Consider the following 17677-nt stretch of genomic DNA (forward strand, 5'->3'; position numbering starts at 1 on the left):
GTATCCACGTGCTGATTGTGCTCACCATGCTTTTTGCGGTGGCCTTTGTAGCGCCTTTGATTTTCCGGAAGCTCGGTCGGTCAACCTTCTACATCCTGGCTGCGGTACCCGCCGCCGGATTCATCTGGCTGATCGCCACGTTCGGCAACTACACCGGCGCAAACCAGAAAGCCCTGGACGGCGCCCCCAACGCGCCGCCGTCGGAAGTCTACGCCTGGGTGCCGGGCCTGCGGCTGGAACTGGCCTTCCGGATGGACACGCTGGCCGCGGTGCTCTGCATCCTCATCCTCGGCGTCGGCGCCCTTGTGCTGTTCTATTGCGCCCGCTATTTCAAGGCCGACGATCCCGACATCGGTCCGTTCGGCGCACAGTTGCTGGCCTTCAGCGGCGCGATGTTCGGTTTGGTCACCGCCGATGACCTGATCCTGATGTACATCTTCTGGGAACTGACCAGTGTTCTCTCCTACCTGCTGATCGGGTATGCCAGGCACCGGTTGTCGGCGCGTAGGTCGGCGCTGCAGGCCCTGATGGTCACCACGCTGGGTGGCCTGGCGATGTTGGTCGGCATCCTGATGATCGGCCAGACCGCCGGCACCTACCGGATCTCGGAGATCCTCGCAGAGGCCAGCTCGCTCATGGCCTACGGACAGATCATCGATATAGCCATCCTGCTGATGCTGGTTGGGGCGATCAGCAAGTCGGCGTTGGTGCCGTTCCACTTCTGGCTCCCGGCCGCCATGGCCGCGCCCACACCGGTCAGCGCCTACCTGCACGCAGCGGCCATGGTGAAGGCCGGCATCTACCTGGTGGCCAGGCTGTCTCCCGGATTCTCCAGCACCGAGTACTGGCACGCCGTGGTGCTGGGACTGGGACTGCTGACCATGCTGGTGGGCGGCTGGCAGGCCCTTCGACAGCACGACCTGAAGCTGATCCTGGCCTACGGCACGGTCAGCCAGCTGGGTTTCCTGACCCTCGTGGTCGGACTGGGGTCCCAGGAGGCCGCACTGGCCGGCTTGGGCTTGCTGTTGGCCCACGGCTTCTTCAAGGCCACGTTGTTCCTGGTGGTGGGCATCATTGACCACCAGTCCGGAACGCGTGACATCCGCGAGCTGTCCCACTTGTACCGCAAGGCCCCGAAGCTCTTTGTGGTGGCCCTCATCGGTGCCGCCTCCATGGCCGGCCTTCCCCCGTTGCTGGGCTTTGTCGCCAAGGAATCGGTCTACGAAGCCTTCATCCACCGCGAGGAGGCCTCCGGCTGGGTGGGCGGCCTGCTGCTGGCCGGCATTGTGGTGGGATCCATCCTGACGTTCGCCTACAGCGCCCGCTTTATCTGGGGCGGGTTCGCCGCCAAACCGGGCCTGGCGGCCATCGAGTTCAAGCCGGTTCCGTGGACCTTCCTGGCGGCGCCGGCCATCCTGGCCGTGGCCACCCTCTTGTTCGGGCTGTGGCCGGTGCCGGTGGAAAACGCCGTGGAGCCGTATGCCGGGCTTTTCCCGCTGGATACGGTCGCCACGCATCTGGCGCTCTGGCACGGTCTGACACCGGCTCTCGGCCTCACGGCGATCACGCTGGCCGCCGGCGTCGCCTTGTTCCTGCTGCGCACCCCGGTTGCGGCCTTCCAAGCGAAGATCCACTTCATTCCGGAGGCCGACCGGATCTACCGCGGCATCATCGGCGTGCTGGACGAGGTGGCCATCTGGGTCACCGGGCGCACCCAGCGCGGTTCGTTGGTCTTCTACCTGTGCGTGATCCTGATCGTGGCCATCGTGACGCCGCTGACCGCCGTCGTGCTGATGGATGCCCCGCTGCCGGACAGCCTGGTCTGGTTCGATACCCCGGCGCAGGCCATCGCGGGGCTGATCGTGGCGGCGGGAGCGCTCGGCGCCATCCGCGCCAACAAGCGATTCATGGCGGTGCTGATGGTCTCGGTCACCGGCTATGGGCTGGCTTTTATCTTCGCCATCCAGGGCGCCCCGGATCTGGCCCTGACCCAGATGCTGGTGGAAACGATCTCGCTGGTGGCGATCGTGCTGGCGCTGCGTTCGCTGCCGGCGCGGCTGTGGCTGCGCACCCCCGGCCGGTTCAAACTGCTGCGCGCCGTCATTGGGGCCGCCTTTGGCCTGACCATGATCGTGATCGCGATGACGGCGATGGCGGCCCGCACGGCAGATCCGGTATCACTGGCCCTGCCGAAGCTGGCCTACGAGGGCGGCGGCGGCCGGAACATCGTCAACGTTGTCCTGGTGGACATCCGTGCGTGGGACACCTTCGGGGAAATCTCCGTGCTGGCGCTGGCGGCTACCGGTGTGGCCAGCCTGATCTTCATCCGCGGCCGCGGAGACCAGCGCCCGCCGTCCGTCGACGCCGTCGCCAGCGGTTCGGTGGGCCGGGGCTACGAAATGGTGGCGCACTCGGACCGCGAGGCAGCGGCCCTGGCCACCGCCCGCAAGTTCGCCGTTGTGCCGCGTGACGCCTGGCTCGTGGCCGGCCGGACGTTGGCGCCGGAACGCCGGTCCATTATCTTCGAGGTGATCACCCGGCTGCTCTTCCACTCCGTGATGATCTTCTCCGTCTACCTGCTGCTGGCGGGCCATAACCTGCCCGGCGGCGGGTTCGCCGGCGGGCTGCTGGCCGGCATCGCGCTGACCATCCGCTATCTGGCCGGCGGGCGGGTCGAGCTGGCTGAAGCCACTCCCGTCAGCGCCGGTCTGCTGCTGGGCGTGGGGCTTGCTGCCGCGGCCCTGACGGCCGTCGTCCCGCTCTTCCTGGGCGGCCAGGTCTTCCAAAGCGCGATCATCGAGTTCAGCCTGCCGGTCTTCGGCGACCACAAGTTCGTCACCTCGACCATCTTCGACATCGGCGTCTACCTGGTCGTGGTCGGCCTGGTGCTGGACGTGCTGCGCAGCTTCGGCTCGGAAATCGACGAACGAACCGAAGAACGTACCTCCCGCGGCCGAAAAGGCCCGGAGCTCCATGCGCCGGCAACGATCGAGGAGGAGGTGTCCAAATGACGGTCAACCTGACATTGCTGCTGGTGATGGGGGTGCTGTTCGCCGTGGGCGTCTACCTGATCCTGGAACGCAGCCTGACCCGCGTGATGCTCGGCCTGATGCTGATCACCAACGGCGCCAACCTGCTGCTGCTGAGCACCGGCGGACCCGCTGGCCTGGCGCCGATCTTCGGCGTTGACGTCCCCGCCGAGACCTACAACGATCCGCTGCCGCAGGCCCTGATCCTCACGTCCATCGTGATTTCCTTTGCGGTCACGGCGTTCATGCTGGCCATCATTTACCGTTCCTGGGTGCTGGGACGGCAGGACGAGGTCCAGGACGATATCGAAGACCGCCGCGTGGCCAATCAGCCAACCTTCGATGCGGAAGACGACGCCGAGATCCCTGCGGAAACCACCGAGTTCGTTCCGCCGGACGAGGCGGAGGAAACACCCGCAACCAACAGGGCCCGGACGGAGGGGGAGAAGTGAACGCCGCACAGATAGCCCCGCTGGCAGTAGTCCTGCCGCTGCTGGGCGCTGCCTTGGCGTTCGTGTTGATCCGCCATCCAAATGCCCAACGCCGGACCGGTGCCATCACGCTGACCGTGACGCTGGCGCTGGAGGTTGTCATGCTGGCCTCGGCCTGGGCGAACGGTGCCCAGGCGGTGAATATCGGCGGCTGGATTCCGCCCTTTGGAATCACCATGGTGGTCGACGAGCTGTCCGCGCTGATGCTGGTGGTCTCCTCGGCCGTCAGCCTGGCGGTGCTGCTCTATGCCTCCGGCCAGGGCATGGCGGACAGCGACGAAGAGGGCCCGGTTTCGATCTTCCACCCGACCTACCTGATCCTGGTGGCCGGCGTTTCCAATGCCTTTCTGACCGGTGATCTGTTCAACCTCTATGTGGGCTTCGAAATGCTGCTCACTGCCAGCTACGTGCTGATGACGCTGGGTGGCACCAGCCCGCGCATCCGCGCGGGGGTGACCTACGTCGTCGTCAGCGTCATCTCCTCGATGCTGTTCCTTGTCTCCATCGCGATGATCTACGCGGCGACCGGAACCATCAACATGGCCGACCTGGCGATCAAGCTCGGCGAGTTGGAACCGTCAACGCAGATGACGCTGCACCTGATGCTGCTGGTGGCCTTCGGCATCAAGGCGGCGGTCTTCCCGCTGTCCTTCTGGCTGCCCGACTCCTACCCGACGGCGCCGGCGCCGGTCACCGCGGTGTTCGCCGGCCTGCTGACCAAGGTCGGAGTCTACGCCCTGATCCGCACCGAGACGCTGCTGTTCCCGGGCGACCGCCTGAACACGTTCCTGATGGTGGTGGCCGTGCTGACCATGCTGGTGGGCATCCTGGGCGCGGTGGCCCAGATCGACATCAAGCGTATGCTCTCGTTTACGCTGGTCAGCCACATCGGCTACATGGTGTTCGGCCTGGCGATGTCCTCGGTGGTGGGGCTGGGCGCAGCGGTCTACTACGTGGCGCACCACATCACGGTGCAGACCAGCCTGTTCCTGGTGGCGGGCCTGATTGAGCGCCGCGGCGGCACTACCAACATGGACCGGTTGGGCGGCCTGGCCAAGCTGTCGCCGATGCTGGCCATCCTGTTCTTTGTACCGGCCATGAACCTGGCCGGCATCCCGCCGTTCTCCGGCTTCCTGGGCAAGATCGGCCTGGTGCAGGGAGGCGTGGACCTGGGCACCCCGGTGGCCTGGGTGCTGGTGGCGGGCAGCATGATCACGTCGCTGCTGACGCTGCTTGCCCTGGCCCGGGTCTGGAACCGCGTGTTCTGGCGGCGCCCGGAAGACGCCGAGCACCCGGATCCGGTGCTGGTGGCGACCAAGCCCGACGGGTCGGCGGTGCGGACCACACGCCACGTGGAGGAGCGTCCGCACGGGCGGTTCACCGGGCGGGGCATCGTTCAACTGCTGCCCATGCCAATGGTTTGGCCGACGATCGGGCTGGTGGTGATGGGCGTTGCCCTCACGGTCTTCGCCGGGCCGCTCTTCGAACTGAGCGACCAGGCGGCGCGGGAGATGCTGCAGCGCACACCGTACATCGAGGCGGTCCTGGGCGAAGGCGCGATGCAGGGGGTCGCCCCGTGAGGAAACCGCGCATCTCCATCTGGGTCGAGCTGCCCCTGCTGGCGTGGCTGGTCTTCCTCTGGGGAGCCCTGTGGCAGGATTTCAGCCCCGGCAACCTGATCTTCGGTTTGCTGATCGCGCTGGCCATCGTGAACCTGTTCTATCTGCCCCCGGTCGAACTCAGCGGGCGCTTCAACCCGATGGCGGCGGTGGTCTTCGCCGCGACCTTCGTCTGGAAAGTGGCGGTAGCGAGCTTCCAGGTACTCTGGCTGGCCCTGACCGCCGGCCCGAAGCTGCGCAACGCGGTGGTGGCGGTGCACCTGCGAAGCCACTCGGATCTGCTGGTAACGGCCACCGGGCATGCCATCTCGCTGATCCCGGGCAGCTTCGTGGTGGACGTGGACCGGTCCACGTCCACGCTCTACCTGCACGTAATCAACGTCGCCACCAAGGAAGCCGCCGAGGATTTCCAGGCCGAGGTGCGGAATATCGAGGCGGGCTTGATCAGGATGATGGGGACCAAGGAAGAACTCGAACTGGTCAAAGCTGAAGGTGCCGGCAGAGGAGGAGCAGCGTAAACGTGGAAGTCATGTCTGTTGCCCAAATCATCGTCAGCGCAATACTGGCTCTGGCCGCGGTGTTGGCGCTGGTCCGCCTGGCCCGCGGGCCGTCCTTGTTGGACCGGTTGCTGGCCATCGACGTGCTGCTGGCGGTTGTCTGTGCCGGCCTGATCGTGGACATGGCCGCCAGCGGCCACATGAACAATCTGACGCTGGTGGTGGTGATCTGCCTGGTCGGGTTCATCGGCTCGGTTGCGGTGGCCCGGTTCGTCACAGACGGGCGGGCACGTGAACACTGACCTGATCCTCGACGTCGTCACCGCCGTTTGCCTGATCACCGGCGCGCTGATGTCCCTGGCGGCGGGCATCGGCCTGCTGCGGTTCCCGGACCTGCTCTCCCGCATGCACGCCGCCACGAAGCCGCAGGTGTTCGGCCTGCTGCTGCTGTTGACCGGGCTGGGGCTGCAGTTGGGCAGCTGGGCGGCGGTGCCGTTGCTGCTCATCGCATGGCTGTTCCAACTGCTCACCGTTCCGGTCTCGGCGCACATGGTGGGCCGTGCCGGATACCGCACCAAGCACCTGCGCCGGGAAATCCTCAGCGTGGACGACCTCGACGCGGTGGTGGAAGCGGCAGCGGAAGAAGAGCCCGAAGCGGAGATCGACGCCGGTGACGTCCTCGCCGGTGACGCCAGCGCCGCAGAGAGCGACGACCCGGAGATAGACCCCATAACGGCCGGCCCCACCGCGGCCGACGCCGCTGCAACCGCGGCCGGTCCGGCCCGGAACGACCAGGACGCTACCGGGACGCGCAAGGACTAGACGCGACAGCGGGGGCGGGGCCGCAGCCCCGCCCCCGCCGGCGTGCCCGCCACCCGTGCCGGCTTAGACGATTTCCGGGGTCTTTTCGTAGTGCAGGACCGCTTTGGCGGTGGCCCGCTTGAGCAGTACCTGGATCACCCGGCCCACCGTGCCGGAGACCACCGCGAAAACCACGGCAGCCTGCAGGCTGTTCTCCAGGTCATCGTCGGACTGCGGTGCGTCGCGGCCGGTGACCTTCTTCCACACGAAGCCCAGCACACGGGTGGCTGCCAGGCCCGCGCCAATACTCACCAAGGTGCCCAAGAGCCTCAATACAACCGTCATGTCTGCTCCTTCCCGGGGCGCCGCGTCCCCGTGCCATCAGCTCTTTCCGCTCCCAGCCTACTGCCCGGCACCCGTCCGTCCCGCCGCCGTCGTGCATTTTCCAACGGATGCCGGCCGAATGGGCCGCCAAGCCGGGCGAGTGTAGACTGGTGCGTGCTGCTAGACAGCACCAATAACGACAGGGGAGCGTCCGACCGACCGGCACACGCCGGGCACCGGGAGGGACGCTGAGAGTGCGGAAAGACCGCAGACCCTCGAACCTGCTCCGGTTAGTACCGGCGAAGGGAGTCGAGTTCTCGGGGCGTGCCACACGGCCGCCCTCCCCTCCTGCATCCAGGAGGATTCTCGTGAGTACCGTTTCGAATGCACCGACCACCCCCACGCCCGCACGCAAGCAGCGCTACGGCTGGCGGGTGGTGGACATCGTCGTCGCCTCGGTGGTGGCAGTGGCCGTCGGTGTCATCTTTTGGGCCTGGTCGGCGGCTTGGCCGCTGGTCGAGGGCCTCACCGTTGCCTTCCCGCCCTCGGCCGGCCTTTACACCGGCGGCTGGCTGATGGCCGGTGTGCTGGGCGGGCTGATCATCCGCAAGCCCGGCGCCGCGATCTACTGCGAGATGCTGGCGGCGATTGTCTCCGGCCTGCTGGGCACCAGCTTCGGCATGAGCGTGCTGGTGTCCGGCCTGATCCAGGGCCTGGGCGCCGAAGTCATCTTCCTGCTCTTCCTGTACCGGAAGTTCAACGTGGTCGTGGCGATGCTGGCCGGGCTCGGCGCCGGCCTGGCGCTCTCGATCAGCGAGAACATCCTGTACAACATGCTCTGGGCCCCCGAATGGCAGCTGGCCTACGTGGTCTTCGCCTCCGTCTCCGGCGTGGTGATTGCCGGGCTGCTGCCTTGGCTGGCGGTCAAGGGCCTGGCGAGGACGGGCGTCTTGTCCTCCTTCGCGGCGGGCCGCACGGCAGACGTCTGAGCCGTTCCATGGGACTGCAGAGTACGACGCCGGTGGCCGGCCCGGTGCCGGTCCTCGCCGAGGACTGGGGCTGGCGCCATGCCGGCCGTAAGGATCCGGCGGTGAGCGGGGCCAGCTTCAGCATCGCACCCGGCGAACGGGTCTTGTTGCTGGGGGCTTCCGGCGCCGGGAAGTCCACGCTGCTGCATGCCATGGCCGGCGTGCTGGGCGACGACGGGGAAGGCGAGGAAGCCGGGCTGCTTACCGTGGCCGGGCAGCGTCCCTCGGATGCCCGCGGCCGGGCCGGGCTGGTGCTGCAGGATCCGGAAAGCCAGCTGGTGCTGGCCCGCGTGGGCGACGAGGTGGCCTTCGGGGCGGAGAACCTGTCCGTGCCGCGCACAGAGATCTGGGACCGGGTCCGCGAATCCCTGGCCGATGTTGGCCTGGACGTGCCGCTGGACCATCCCACCGCGGCCTTGTCAGGTGGCCAGAAACAGCGGCTGGCGCTGGCATCGGTGCTGGCCATGCGGCCGGGACTGCTGCTGCTGGACGAGCCGACCGCGAACCTGGACCCGGAGGGCGTGCAGGAAGTGCGCGACGCCGTGGCCCGGGTGCTGGACCGCACCGGAGCCACGTTGGTGGTGGTCGAGCACCGGGTGGCCGTCTGGGCGGACGTGGTGGACCGGGTGATCGTGCTGGCGGCCGGCGGCGGCGTGCTGGCAGACGGACCGCCGGACAAGGTGCTGGCCGAACGCGCCACCCGTGCCCGGCTGGTGGAGGCCGGCGTCTGGGTCCCCGGACACACTCCTGGGCTCAAGCTGCCCGCCGCTCCGGCCCCCGGCGGACCGTTGCTGCAGGCGGTGGGGTTGGACGTGGCCCGGAGCCGGAAGGCCGGACCGGTGCTGCGCAGCGTGGATTTGGACCTGCTCAGCGGGCAGGCCCTGAGCATCACCGGCCCGAACGGCGCCGGCAAGTCCACGCTGGCACTCACGCTGGGCGGCCTGCTGGCACCTGCCCGGGGGGAGCTGACCGCCACCCCGGCGCTGCAGCGTGGCGCGGCGCAGTCCCCGGTGAAATGGAAGTCCGCCCAACTGGTGGCCCGGATCGGCAGCGTGTTCCAGGAACCGGAACATCAGTTCCTGACCAGCACGGTGCTCGATGAGCTGGAGTTCGGTCCGCGGCGGGTGGCGAAGCTGCCCGAGGCGCAGGTCCGGCAGCGGGTGGACACCATCGCCGAACGGCTCCGGCTGACCCGGTTGCTGCAGGCCAACCCCTTTACCCTGTCCGGCGGCGAGAAGCGCCGGCTCTCGGTGGCCACCATGCTGGCCACCGGCCCGGACATCCTGATGCTGGACGAGCCGACTTTCGGGCAGGACGCCAACACCTGGGCGGAACTGGTCACCCTGCTGGCCGAGCTGGTGGCCGACGGCAAGAGCGTGGTGTCGGTCACGCACGATGCCGATTTCACCGCAGCGCTCGGCGGTGGTGCCGTGCGCGTGGCCGGCGGCGGAGTCCAGCCGGTGCGGACGCTGAGGAGGGCAGCATGAGCGTGGATCTGATGACTCCGCGGCTGGCCGCTTCGCCATTCAGCCGCGCCAACCCGGTGTCCAAGCTGGTGGCCGCCGCCGTGATCACCGTGGTGGTCATGCTCAGCGTGGACTGGGTCAGCGCCTCGGTGGTGCTCGCGGCCGAGCTGCTGCTGATGCCCGTGCTGGGGGTGAACCCGTGGCTGCTCTTCAAGCGCGGCTGGCCGTTGCTGGCGGCGGCGGCCACCGGCGCCTGGGCCACGGCGCTGTTGGCGGAGAAGACCGGGGCCGTGCTGTTCCAGCTCGGTCCGGTGGCGTTTACCGAGGATTCGGTGGCCGGCGGCATCGCCATCGGCCTGCGGTCGCTCGCCGTCGCGCTGCCGGGCATTTTCCTGCTGCTGACCACCGACCCCACCGACCTGGCCGACGCGCTGGCGCAGAAACTGAAGCTTCCGCACCGCTTTGTCCTGGGGGCGCTGGCCGCCATGCGGTTGGTCGGGCTGCTGGTGGAGGAGTGGCGCACGCTGGGCCTGGCCCGCCGCGCCCGCGGCGTCGGTGCCGAGAACCGGCCCATCGCCAAGGCCGGCGCGTTCGTGGGCCAGGCGTTCGGGCTGATCGTGCAGGCCATCCGGCGGGCCACCCGTCTGGCGGTTGCCATGGAGGCGCGCGGTTTTGGAGCGGGCCGGCGGACTTGGGCGCGTGAGTCCACCTACAGCACGGTGGATGTCTGGGTGCTGCTGGGGGGCGTGCTGATCGCCGCTGCGGCGGCCGCGGCCGCCGTAGCCGCCGAAACCTGGAACTTCATCTTCGTGTGACCTGCCGGCGGTCCTTGAAGAGTGCCGCCCTGGCTCTTGCGGCGGGGGGCCGGGCGCTGTTGGAATGACTCCATGAGCGAATCAGTCAAGGGACCCAAGTCGTACTTTCCCTCCATCGAGGAAAAGTACGGGCACCCGATTGAGCACTGGATGACCGCCTTGCAGGCAGTCCGGGGCCGGAAGCATTCCGAGCAGGTCAACTGGCTGAAGACCGAGCACGGTTTCGGCCACGGCCACGCCAACGCGCTTGTCCACGTCTATCGCGCAGAGCAGGAACAGGCAGAGCCGCAACAGTAGGCGGCTGCAGGAAAGCTACTCCCGGCTGCCTTCGGCCAGCAGCGCGGTCAGTTCCTCGGTGAGCTCAGACGACACCGGGATTTCCTTGCCGTCGATGCTCTTCACCGGCGCCAGCAGCCGGATACTGGAAACCAGCCAGACGGCATCGGCCTCATAGAGGTCGTCCGGTTCCAGCGGACCGTAGCCCAGCTGCCATCCGGCCGCGGCGGCCGCCTTGAACAGCACTGCCTGGGACGTGCCCGGCAGGATGCCGCTCTCCAGCAGCGGCGTGACCAGAGTGCGCACGCCATCGCGCACCCGGGCCATCAGCACGGTGGAGGTCGGTCCTTCGAGGACGCGGCCGTCGCTGGACGTGAAGATGACGTCGTCGGCGTCGTTCTTGCGGGCGTAGCGCAGGGCCGCCATGTTCACCGCGTAGGAGAGCGTTTTGGCGCCCATCAGCAACCATGGGGCGCGTTCGGCCAGCGAGCTGTCATAGCCGCGGTCCAGCAGCAGCACCGAGATTCCGTCGGTGCGCTGGCGCTGTCCGGCCGACGGCGGCAGCGAGGCCTGGACCCAGGCGGTGGGAGCGGTGGCGCCTTCCACGCCACGGGTCACCAACAGCTTGATCACCAGCTCCTCGACGGGCGGGTGCTCCGCGATCGCCGTCTTGATCGCACGCTCCCACGCGTCGGCCGGTGGCAGCTGCAAATCCATGGTTTGGGCGGACGTCGCCAGCCGGTCCAGATGCGCCTGCACCTTGCGCGGTATTCCGTTCACGGCCAGCAGGGACTCGAAAATGCCGTCCCCGCGGGTGGCCCCTTGATCGGTGGCCATGAGCTGAGGCTGTGATGCATCGGCGATGCGCCCCGCCTCGTAGGCAGGGTCGAGGAACACCAGAACTGTCATACGCCTAGCTTAGTTTGTCGCTGGCCGCCGGGTAGGCTGGGGAGGATTGCGCCGGCACACGGCGGGAGGGGAGGAGCAGCCGCGTGCTGTGGTCGTTTGCGGGGCTGGGCACATTCCCCGACTGGGTCGTCGCCATTCTCGGCGTGATAGACATGGCGATCCGCATCATCGCCTTGGGCGTGATTCCCGGCAACCGCCGGCCCAACACCGCCATGGCCTGGCTGCTCGCCATCTTCTTTATCCCGCTGATCGGCCTGGCGCTGTTCTTCATGTTCGGCAGCTTCCGGCTCTCGGAGCGGCGGATCGCCAAGCAGGCGGAGATCAACCGCCGTGTCTGGGCCGCCACCCATGATCTGGAGGAGCCCCGCAGCGAACGGGAGGCACCGGCTTGGGTGCATTCGGCGGCAGAACTGAACCGCCGGCTCGGAGCCTTCCCCATGGTGGACAGCAACCACGTGGAGCTGTACCCGGACTACGACGCCTCGATTGCCGCCATGACCGAGGCCGTGCGCGAGGCCCGCGAGTACGTGAACATCGAGTTCTACATCATGAGCAGGGACGACACCACGGGCGAACTCTTCGCCGCGCTGGAAGAAGCCGCCGCGCGGGGCGTCCGCGTGCGCTTGTTGTTCGATCACATCGGAGCCCTCCGCGTGACCGGCTACCGCAAGTTCCGCCGCTGGCTGGACACCACCCAGATCGACTGGCGCCGTTCGCTGCCGGTGCTGCCGGTCCGCGGCCAATGGCGCAGGATCGATCTGCGCAACCACCGCAAGATCCTGGTGGTGGACGGGCGCGTGGCCTTCACCGGATCGCAGAACCTGATCGAACCCGGCTACCGGCGCACCTCCAGCGAAAAGATCGGCCGCAAGTGGGTGGAACTGATGGCCCGCTATGAAGGCCCCATCGTCACCGCGCTGAACGTTGTCTTCGCCACCGACTGGTTGAGTGAAACCGACGACATCCTCGAAACCCAGCTGTTCACTCCGGTGCCGTTCCGTGAGCCCGGGCCAATGACCTGCCAGGCCTTGCCGAGCGGCCCCGGCTTCGTCACCGAAAACAACCTGCGCCTGTTCAACACGCTGATCTATGCGGCGGTCGAGCGGCTGTCCATCTGCAGCCCGTACTTCGTGCCCGATGACTCGCTGCTCTATGCCATTACGACGGCGGCGCAGCGCGGGGTGAAGGTGGAGCTCTTCGTGTCCGAGGTCGGCGACCAGGCGCTGGTCCACCACGCCCAACAGTCCTACTACCAGGCGCTGCTGGAGGCCGGCGTGCGGATCTACCGCTACCCGAGGCCGCTGGTGCTGCATGCCAAGCACTTCACGGTGGACAACGAAGTTGCCGTCATCGGCTCCAGCAACATGGACATGCGGTCCTTCTCGCTGAACCTGGAGGTCTCCGTGATGATGCTCGGCGACAACATCGTGGAGGAGCTGTCCGACATCCAGGACAGCTATCGGGCGATCTCCAAGGAGCTCACCCTTGAGGAATGGCGGCAGCGGCCGCGCTGGCAGCGCTACGTGGATAACGTGGCCCGGCTGACCGCCACCTTGCAGTAGCCGGGAGTATTAGTCCGGGAACACAGCTCCCAGTGCCGAGAGCACTCCGTAGGCTTTGGCCCGCACTTCGTCCCACTCGTCGTCCGGCACGGAGTCAGCTGTGATCGCCCCGCCGACGCCCAGGCTGAGCCGGTTGCCGTCCATCACCAGCGTCCGAATCACCACGGACAGGTCCGCGGCCCCGTCCAGCGAAAAGTAACCCACTGCGCCGGAGTAGACGCCGCGCGGTCCGGTCTCCAGCCGGTCCAGGATGTCCATGGTGCTGATCTTCGGTGCCCCGGTCATCGAGCCGGCGGGAAAAGCCGCCGCCACGGCTTCGGCCCGGACCGCCCCGGGCAGCAGCTGGGCGTCGATGGTGGAAACCATCTGGTGCACGGTGGCGTAGGACTCGATGGCACACAGCCGGCTGACCTGCAGCGAACCCGGCACGGCGAAGTGGCTCAGGTCGTTGCGCAGCAGATCCACGATCATGATGTTCTCGGCCCGGTCTTTGGCGCTGCCGGCCAGTTCCCGGACGACTGCCGCATCGGCGTCCGGATCCGCCAGGCGCCGCCGGGTGCCCTTGATCGGTTCGGCCCGCAGGGCGCCGTCGGCCGCCATGCTGAGGAACCGCTCGGGCGACGTGCTCGCCACGGTGAGCGTGCCGAACCGCAAGAGGCTGGCAAACGGTGCGGGATTGCGGCGGCGGAGGGCCAAGTAGGTCTCGAGCGGATCCAGCGGCTCCGCCGCGGTGGCGTGTAGCTGGGTGGTCAGGCAGGCCTCGTAGGTGTTGCCCTCGCTGATTTCCGCCTGCGCTTCGCGGATCTTGGCCAGATAGGCCTCGCGCGAGTCACGCGACTGGAAGACCAGGGCGGCGGGCCGCCGTGCCGGTTCCGGCGGCGGGCCGGAGACAGACGGCAGGGTGCTGAGGGCTGCTGCGGTGCTGGCGATCCACTCGGCGGCCTCCTCCGGGTGGGACGGTCCGGCCAGGGCCAGCAGCCACGTGCACCGCCGGACATGATCCAGCAGGACGGCGCGGCCGGCGAACAGCAGCGCTGCATCCGGTGCGTTTCCGTGGGCGCCGCGCGGCAGGCTGTCCGGCACCAGGGCCCCGGTGCCCTTGCCGCCGGTCTCACGCTTGAGCTCGTAGCCCAGATAACCCAGCCAACCCAAGGCGAAGCCGCCGGGCACGTCCCCGGCGGCGGTGATCGGGCGGTGTGCCCAGGCGCTGTCCAGCCAGCGGAAGAACCCGCCGCCGATCCGTGCGGTGGTGTTGTGCCGGTTCACCAGCGTGATGCCGTTGTGGTGCTCGGCCCACTGGCCGAAACTGCCGCCGTCGTCGGCCATGATGCTGATCCGGTTCCGGTCGGCGGCTTCGTGGACATTGGAACTGTCCAGCCAGACGCTGCGGACCGCGCCGGCGTACAGGCGGCGGTAGGCCGCCTCGGCATCCGGGTAGGCGTCCACGCGTTCGGCCACCAGCCGGATGCCCTCGCGGGCCGCACGCTCCGGGGCCAGCGCATGTTCGAGCGCCGGCAGCGACGCCAGTGCCAGCAGGACCTGTTCGGGGGCGGCGGATCCGGCGGGGCCGGATTCGACAACGATGTCCGCGGCGGCAGCCACGTCGTCCTCAGCCAGCCAGGCCTCCTCCTGCGCCGCCCACATGTCCCAGAACGGCTCATACGTGGAACCGTCCCGGGACAGTGCCCGGCTCCGCCGGTCAGCGGACGGTGCCTGCAGCCACACCACGGCATTGAGCAGGCCGCGGGCGGCGGCGTGCGCCGCCCCGACGCCCTCGAGGATGACCACGTCCGCGGATTCCGTGGTGCGGGCGGCGCCGTCGTCGTCCTTGGTCCAATCCCAGGCGGTCCAACGCGCGGCCTGGCCGGCCGCCAAGGGACGCAGCACGGTCTCCAAGTAGCGCCGCTGTCCGCCGGCCAGGCCGTGCCAGCCCGGATAAATGTCCTCCAGATGGAACAGCACGACCGTGCGGTGGACCCGCAGCAGCGCTGCCAGCTCCACCGCCAAGGTGGTCTTGCCGGAGCCGGAGCGACCGTCGACGGCGATCAGGACGGGCTTAGCGGGCATCGAGTTCCTGGCGCACGAACTCGATGATCCCCTTCAGTGCGGCGTCGATCATCTGCCAGCTGGCGTCGAAATCGGAGGCCTCGCCGAACCACGGATCGTAGATCCCCTGATCCGCCGGAGCCAGATGGTTGACGGCAGGGTCGAAAGAGCGCCACAGCCGGACCTTGCCGCGGGCGGCCTCGTTCGGCGCACCGTTGCGCAGCTGGTCGTAGTGGTCCACGTCCAGGGCCAAGATCAGGTCCCGCTCGTCGTACCAGGCTGCCTCGAACTTGCGGGCCCGGTGGTCCAGCGCGCTGAGGCCGGACTGCTGCAGGCGCTGGCCGGCCCGCTGGTCGATCGGCCGTCCCAGCTCCCAGCCGGTGGTGCCGGCGGAGTCCACGCTGGCCTGGCCGCCCAGTCCTGCTTCCTGGAGCGCGCGGGCCAGCATCCGCTCGGCCATGGGCGAGCGGCAGATGTTTCCGGTGCAGACAGCGATGATGCGGTACATGACTCGAGTCTATGAGACGGCGGCTAGAGGAAAGCCAGCATCAGGCCGACCGCAATGAAAAGTACACCGAAGGACCGGTTCATCATGGTCAGCCCGCGCACCGTCCGGGTGAACCGCTGGAAGGACCTGGCCGCCGCGGCGAAGAAAAACCACATGACCAGGATGTCCACGGCCAGTACCGTGGCGATCAGGACCAGATACTGCGTCAGCTGTGGCTGGTCCAGCCGGATGAAGCCCGGCATGAAGGCCAGGAAGAAGACGATGGCCTTCGGGTTGAGCAGGTTGACCCACATGCCGCGCCGGAACATGGAGAAGGCCGGCTCGTCGCGTCGCGCGGCTTCGATCTCCGCGTCGCCCGTCGGCTTGGCAAGGAACTGGCGCAGACCCAGATAGATCAAGTAGGCGGCGCCGGCGTATTTAATCGCGGCGAACAGGACGGGGGAGTTGGAGACCAGCAGGCCCAGGCCCAGCGCCACAATCGCCACGTGGATCACTAGGGCGGCCTGCTGGCCCAGGATGCCCCAGATGGACCGGCGGAAGCCGGCATTGAGCGAGTTGCTCATGGTGTTGATGGCACCGGCGCCAGGGGTGAAACTAATCACTACCGTGGCGCCGAGCAGCGCCAGCCATAACGAGAATTGCACCAGATGATCCTACGGGGCAGGCCGGCACAACCCGCTCAGGGGCTCGACGAGGTTACGCGCCAGCTTCCGGCCCACCCGTTTCCGGCCTGCCCGTCTCCAGCACGGCCATCGCCGCGTTGTGGCCGCCGAGGCCGCTGACGCCGCCGCCGCGGCGGGCGCCGGCTCCACATAGCAGGATCCGTTCATGGGCCGTGGCCACGCCCCAGCGCCGCGCCGGGGTGTCCAGCGGCTCGTCGTCTTCGGCGAACGGCCAGTCGAGCGGGCCGTGGAAAATGCTCCCGCCGGTCAGGTTCAGCGCATGCTCAAGATCGAGCGTGGTCTTGGTTTCGATGCACGGCTCTCCGCGGCCATCGCGCAGGATGCAGTCTTCGATCGGCTCGGCGAGCACCGAGTTGAGCGAGTCCAACACGGCCTGCTGCAGCCGGGCACGGGTCGCGTCGTTGTTCTCCTCGGTGAGCAGCCGGTGCGGGGTCTGCAGCGTGAACACGGTGAGAGTCTGGGCGCCGGACGCCTGCAGCCCAGGCGACAGGATGGACGGGTCGGTGAGGGAATGGCAGTAGATTTCGGCGGGCAGCGGATCCGGGATCCGTCCGGCGGCGCCTTCCGCAAAGGCCCGCTCCAGCTGTGAGTACAACTCGTTGATATGGAAGGTTCCGCCGAAGGCCGCGTTCGGCGCCACTGCGCCCTCCCGCAGCTTCGGCAACCGGGACAACAACAGGTTCACTTTGGCCTGCGCTCCCTCCGGCGGGGGACCGGGCCGCGTGGCCGGTTCCGCGCCGGCGGCGGCCAGCAGTCCGTTGAGGACCGCGGGCGAGACATTGGCGAGGACCCGCTTCGCGGAGACGACGACGTCGGTCCCGCCGGCGTCGTACCGCACCTCTCCTCCCGGCGTTACGGAGCTGGCCTCCGCCGAGGTGCGCAGTTCGGCACCGGCCCTGCGGGCGGCCGTTTCCAGTGCGTCGGTGACGGCGCCCATGCCGCCTTCGGGTACGTCCCAGTCGCCGGTGCCGCCGCCGATCACGTGGTAGAGGAAGCATTTGTTCTGCTGCAGGTCGCTGTCGTTGGCGCTGGCAAACGTGCTGATCAGCGCGTCGGTGAGGACCACGCCGCGGACCAGGTCCGAGGAAAAACTGCGTTCCAGGACGTCGCCGATCGGCGTTTCGATGAAGTCGTTCCAGGACTCGTCATCGCCCAGCCGGCGGCGCAGGTCGGAGCGGCGGGGCAGCGGGTCGGTGACCGTTGGCCACACTGCCTGGGCCAGCCTGCCGGTGCGCCGGTAGAACTCGGTGAACGGGCCGAAGTCTGCCGCGGCGCCCACGGCGCCGAAGGACGAGCGGGTCGCCTCCGGGTCGTGGTTGTCCACCAGCAGCCCGGTGGACGTGCCCGGCAGCGGGGTGTAGGACGAGTAGCGGCGGCGCAGCAGCCGCAGGTCCAGTTCCAGGTCCTCGATGATGCGCCGCGGCAGCAGGCTGACGAGATAGGAGTAGCGCGAGATGCGGGCCCCGGTGCCGGGAAAGACTTCCGCCGAGACGGCGGCCCCGCCGAGCCGGTCTTCACGCTCAAGCACCAGCACGCTCTGCCCGGCGCGGGCCAGATAGGCGGCGGCGACCAAGCCGTTGTGGCCGCCGCCGATGACCACTACGTCATACTGTCCGCGCATGT

The 17677-nt window shown here is 68.1% G+C and carries 16 protein-coding genes, 1 pseudogene and 1 riboswitch; of the genes and pseudogenes, 11 read left to right on the forward strand and 6 right to left on the reverse strand.

Going from position 1 to position 17677, the window contains the following annotated elements; genetic code table 11:
• Positions 1-8 precede the first annotated feature (8 nt).
• The 6 genes and pseudogenes from ACWF5H_RS04095 to mnhG form a co-directional block, all read left to right on the forward strand.
• Positions 9-3011 carry a Na+/H+ antiporter subunit A gene (locus ACWF5H_RS04095; RefSeq protein WP_452035019.1) on the forward strand — a complete coding sequence of 1001 codons (3003 nt, stop codon included), beginning with the start codon at positions 9-11 and terminating at the stop codon, positions 3009-3011.
• Positions 3008-3481 carry a Na(+)/H(+) antiporter subunit C gene (locus ACWF5H_RS04100; RefSeq protein WP_452035020.1) on the forward strand — a complete coding sequence of 158 codons (474 nt, stop codon included), beginning with the start codon at positions 3008-3010 and terminating at the stop codon, positions 3479-3481. Before ACWF5H_RS04095 ends, ACWF5H_RS04100 begins: the two co-directional genes overlap by 4 nt.
• A complete protein-coding gene (locus ACWF5H_RS04105; protein WP_364643568.1) occupies positions 3478-5100 on the forward strand; it encodes a Na+/H+ antiporter subunit D in 1623 nt (540 codons plus the stop codon). The genes ACWF5H_RS04100 and ACWF5H_RS04105 overlap by 4 nt, the downstream gene beginning before the upstream one ends.
• On the forward strand, positions 5097-5657 hold the full coding sequence (locus ACWF5H_RS04110; RefSeq protein WP_452035022.1) for a Na+/H+ antiporter subunit E: 561 nt from the start codon (positions 5097-5099) through the stop codon (positions 5655-5657). Before ACWF5H_RS04105 ends, ACWF5H_RS04110 begins: the two co-directional genes overlap by 4 nt.
• Positions 5658-5668: 11 nt before the next feature.
• Positions 5669-5938, forward strand: a complete 270-nt coding sequence (locus tag ACWF5H_RS04115; protein WP_452035023.1) for a monovalent cation/H+ antiporter complex subunit F — start codon at positions 5669-5671, stop codon at positions 5936-5938.
• A pseudogene (gene mnhG / locus ACWF5H_RS04120) lies at positions 5928-6290 on the forward strand (monovalent cation/H(+) antiporter subunit G); the annotation flags it as partial. The gene ACWF5H_RS04115 and the pseudogene mnhG, both read left to right, overlap by 11 nt.
• A gap of 231 nt (positions 6291-6521) precedes the next feature.
• Here mnhG and ACWF5H_RS04125 read toward each other — a convergent pair.
• Positions 6522-6782, reverse strand: coding sequence for a DUF4235 domain-containing protein (locus ACWF5H_RS04125; RefSeq protein ID WP_364643573.1), 261 nt, complete (start codon positions 6780-6782; stop codon positions 6522-6524).
• 170 nt (positions 6783-6952) lie between these two features.
• A riboswitch (TPP riboswitch) is annotated at positions 6953-7086 on the forward strand.
• Between the two features lie 43 nt (positions 7087-7129).
• On the opposite strand from ACWF5H_RS04125, the gene ACWF5H_RS04130 reads away from it, so the two are divergent.
• From ACWF5H_RS04130 to ACWF5H_RS04145, 4 genes are all read left to right on the forward strand, one after another.
• Positions 7130-7750: an ECF transporter S component gene (locus tag ACWF5H_RS04130; protein ID WP_452035024.1), complete on the forward strand. Its 621-nt coding sequence runs from the start codon at positions 7130-7132 to the stop codon at positions 7748-7750.
• Positions 7751-7758: 8 nt separating this feature from the next.
• Positions 7759-9276, forward strand: a complete 1518-nt coding sequence (locus ACWF5H_RS04135; RefSeq protein ID WP_452035025.1) for an ABC transporter ATP-binding protein — start codon at positions 7759-7761, stop codon at positions 9274-9276.
• Complete coding sequence (locus tag ACWF5H_RS04140) at positions 9273-10070, forward strand: energy-coupling factor transporter transmembrane component T family protein (protein WP_452035026.1); 798 nt, start codon at positions 9273-9275, stop codon at positions 10068-10070. Before ACWF5H_RS04135 ends, ACWF5H_RS04140 begins: the two co-directional genes overlap by 4 nt.
• Positions 10071-10142: 72 nt before the next feature.
• Positions 10143-10367, forward strand: coding sequence for a DUF4287 domain-containing protein (locus ACWF5H_RS04145; protein ID WP_364643585.1), 225 nt, complete (start codon positions 10143-10145; stop codon positions 10365-10367).
• Positions 10368-10382: 15 nt separating this feature from the next.
• On the opposite strand, the gene ACWF5H_RS04150 is transcribed toward ACWF5H_RS04145, so the two are convergent.
• The gene (locus ACWF5H_RS04150; RefSeq protein ID WP_452035027.1) at positions 10383-11255 is read right to left on the reverse strand and encodes an aminodeoxychorismate lyase; all 873 of its coding nucleotides are present in this window, start codon (positions 11253-11255) and stop codon (positions 10383-10385) included.
• A gap of 83 nt (positions 11256-11338) precedes the next feature.
• Here ACWF5H_RS04150 and cls point away from each other — a divergent pair, with 83 nt between their 5' ends.
• Complete coding sequence (gene cls, locus ACWF5H_RS04155; protein WP_452035029.1) at positions 11339-12817, forward strand: cardiolipin synthase; 1479 nt, start codon at positions 11339-11341, stop codon at positions 12815-12817.
• Between the two features lie 9 nt (positions 12818-12826).
• Here the strand turns inward: cls and pabB are convergent, their stop codons facing one another.
• Genes pabB through ACWF5H_RS04175 form a run of 4 tightly spaced genes read right to left on the reverse strand, consistent with a single transcriptional unit; the run spans position 12827 to position 17675 of the window.
• The gene (pabB, locus tag ACWF5H_RS04160; protein ID WP_452035031.1) at positions 12827-14884 is read right to left on the reverse strand and encodes an aminodeoxychorismate synthase component I; all 2058 of its coding nucleotides are present in this window, start codon (positions 14882-14884) and stop codon (positions 12827-12829) included.
• On the reverse strand, positions 14874-15371 hold the full coding sequence (locus tag ACWF5H_RS04165; RefSeq protein ID WP_452035033.1) for a low molecular weight protein-tyrosine-phosphatase: 498 nt from the start codon (positions 15369-15371) through the stop codon (positions 14874-14876). The genes pabB and ACWF5H_RS04165 overlap by 11 nt, the downstream gene beginning before the upstream one ends.
• Positions 15372-15394: 23 nt before the next feature.
• Positions 15395-16015, reverse strand: a complete 621-nt coding sequence (locus tag ACWF5H_RS04170) for a LysE family transporter (protein ID WP_452035035.1) — start codon at positions 16013-16015, stop codon at positions 15395-15397.
• A gap of 52 nt (positions 16016-16067) precedes the next feature.
• Positions 16068-17675 (reverse strand): phytoene desaturase family protein, encoded by a 1608-nt coding sequence (locus ACWF5H_RS04175; RefSeq protein ID WP_452035037.1) that lies wholly within the window; start codon positions 17673-17675, stop codon positions 16068-16070.
• Positions 17676-17677 lie beyond the last annotated feature (2 nt).

The sequence above is a fragment of the Arthrobacter sp. NPDC055138 genome (genome assembly GCF_053607305.1).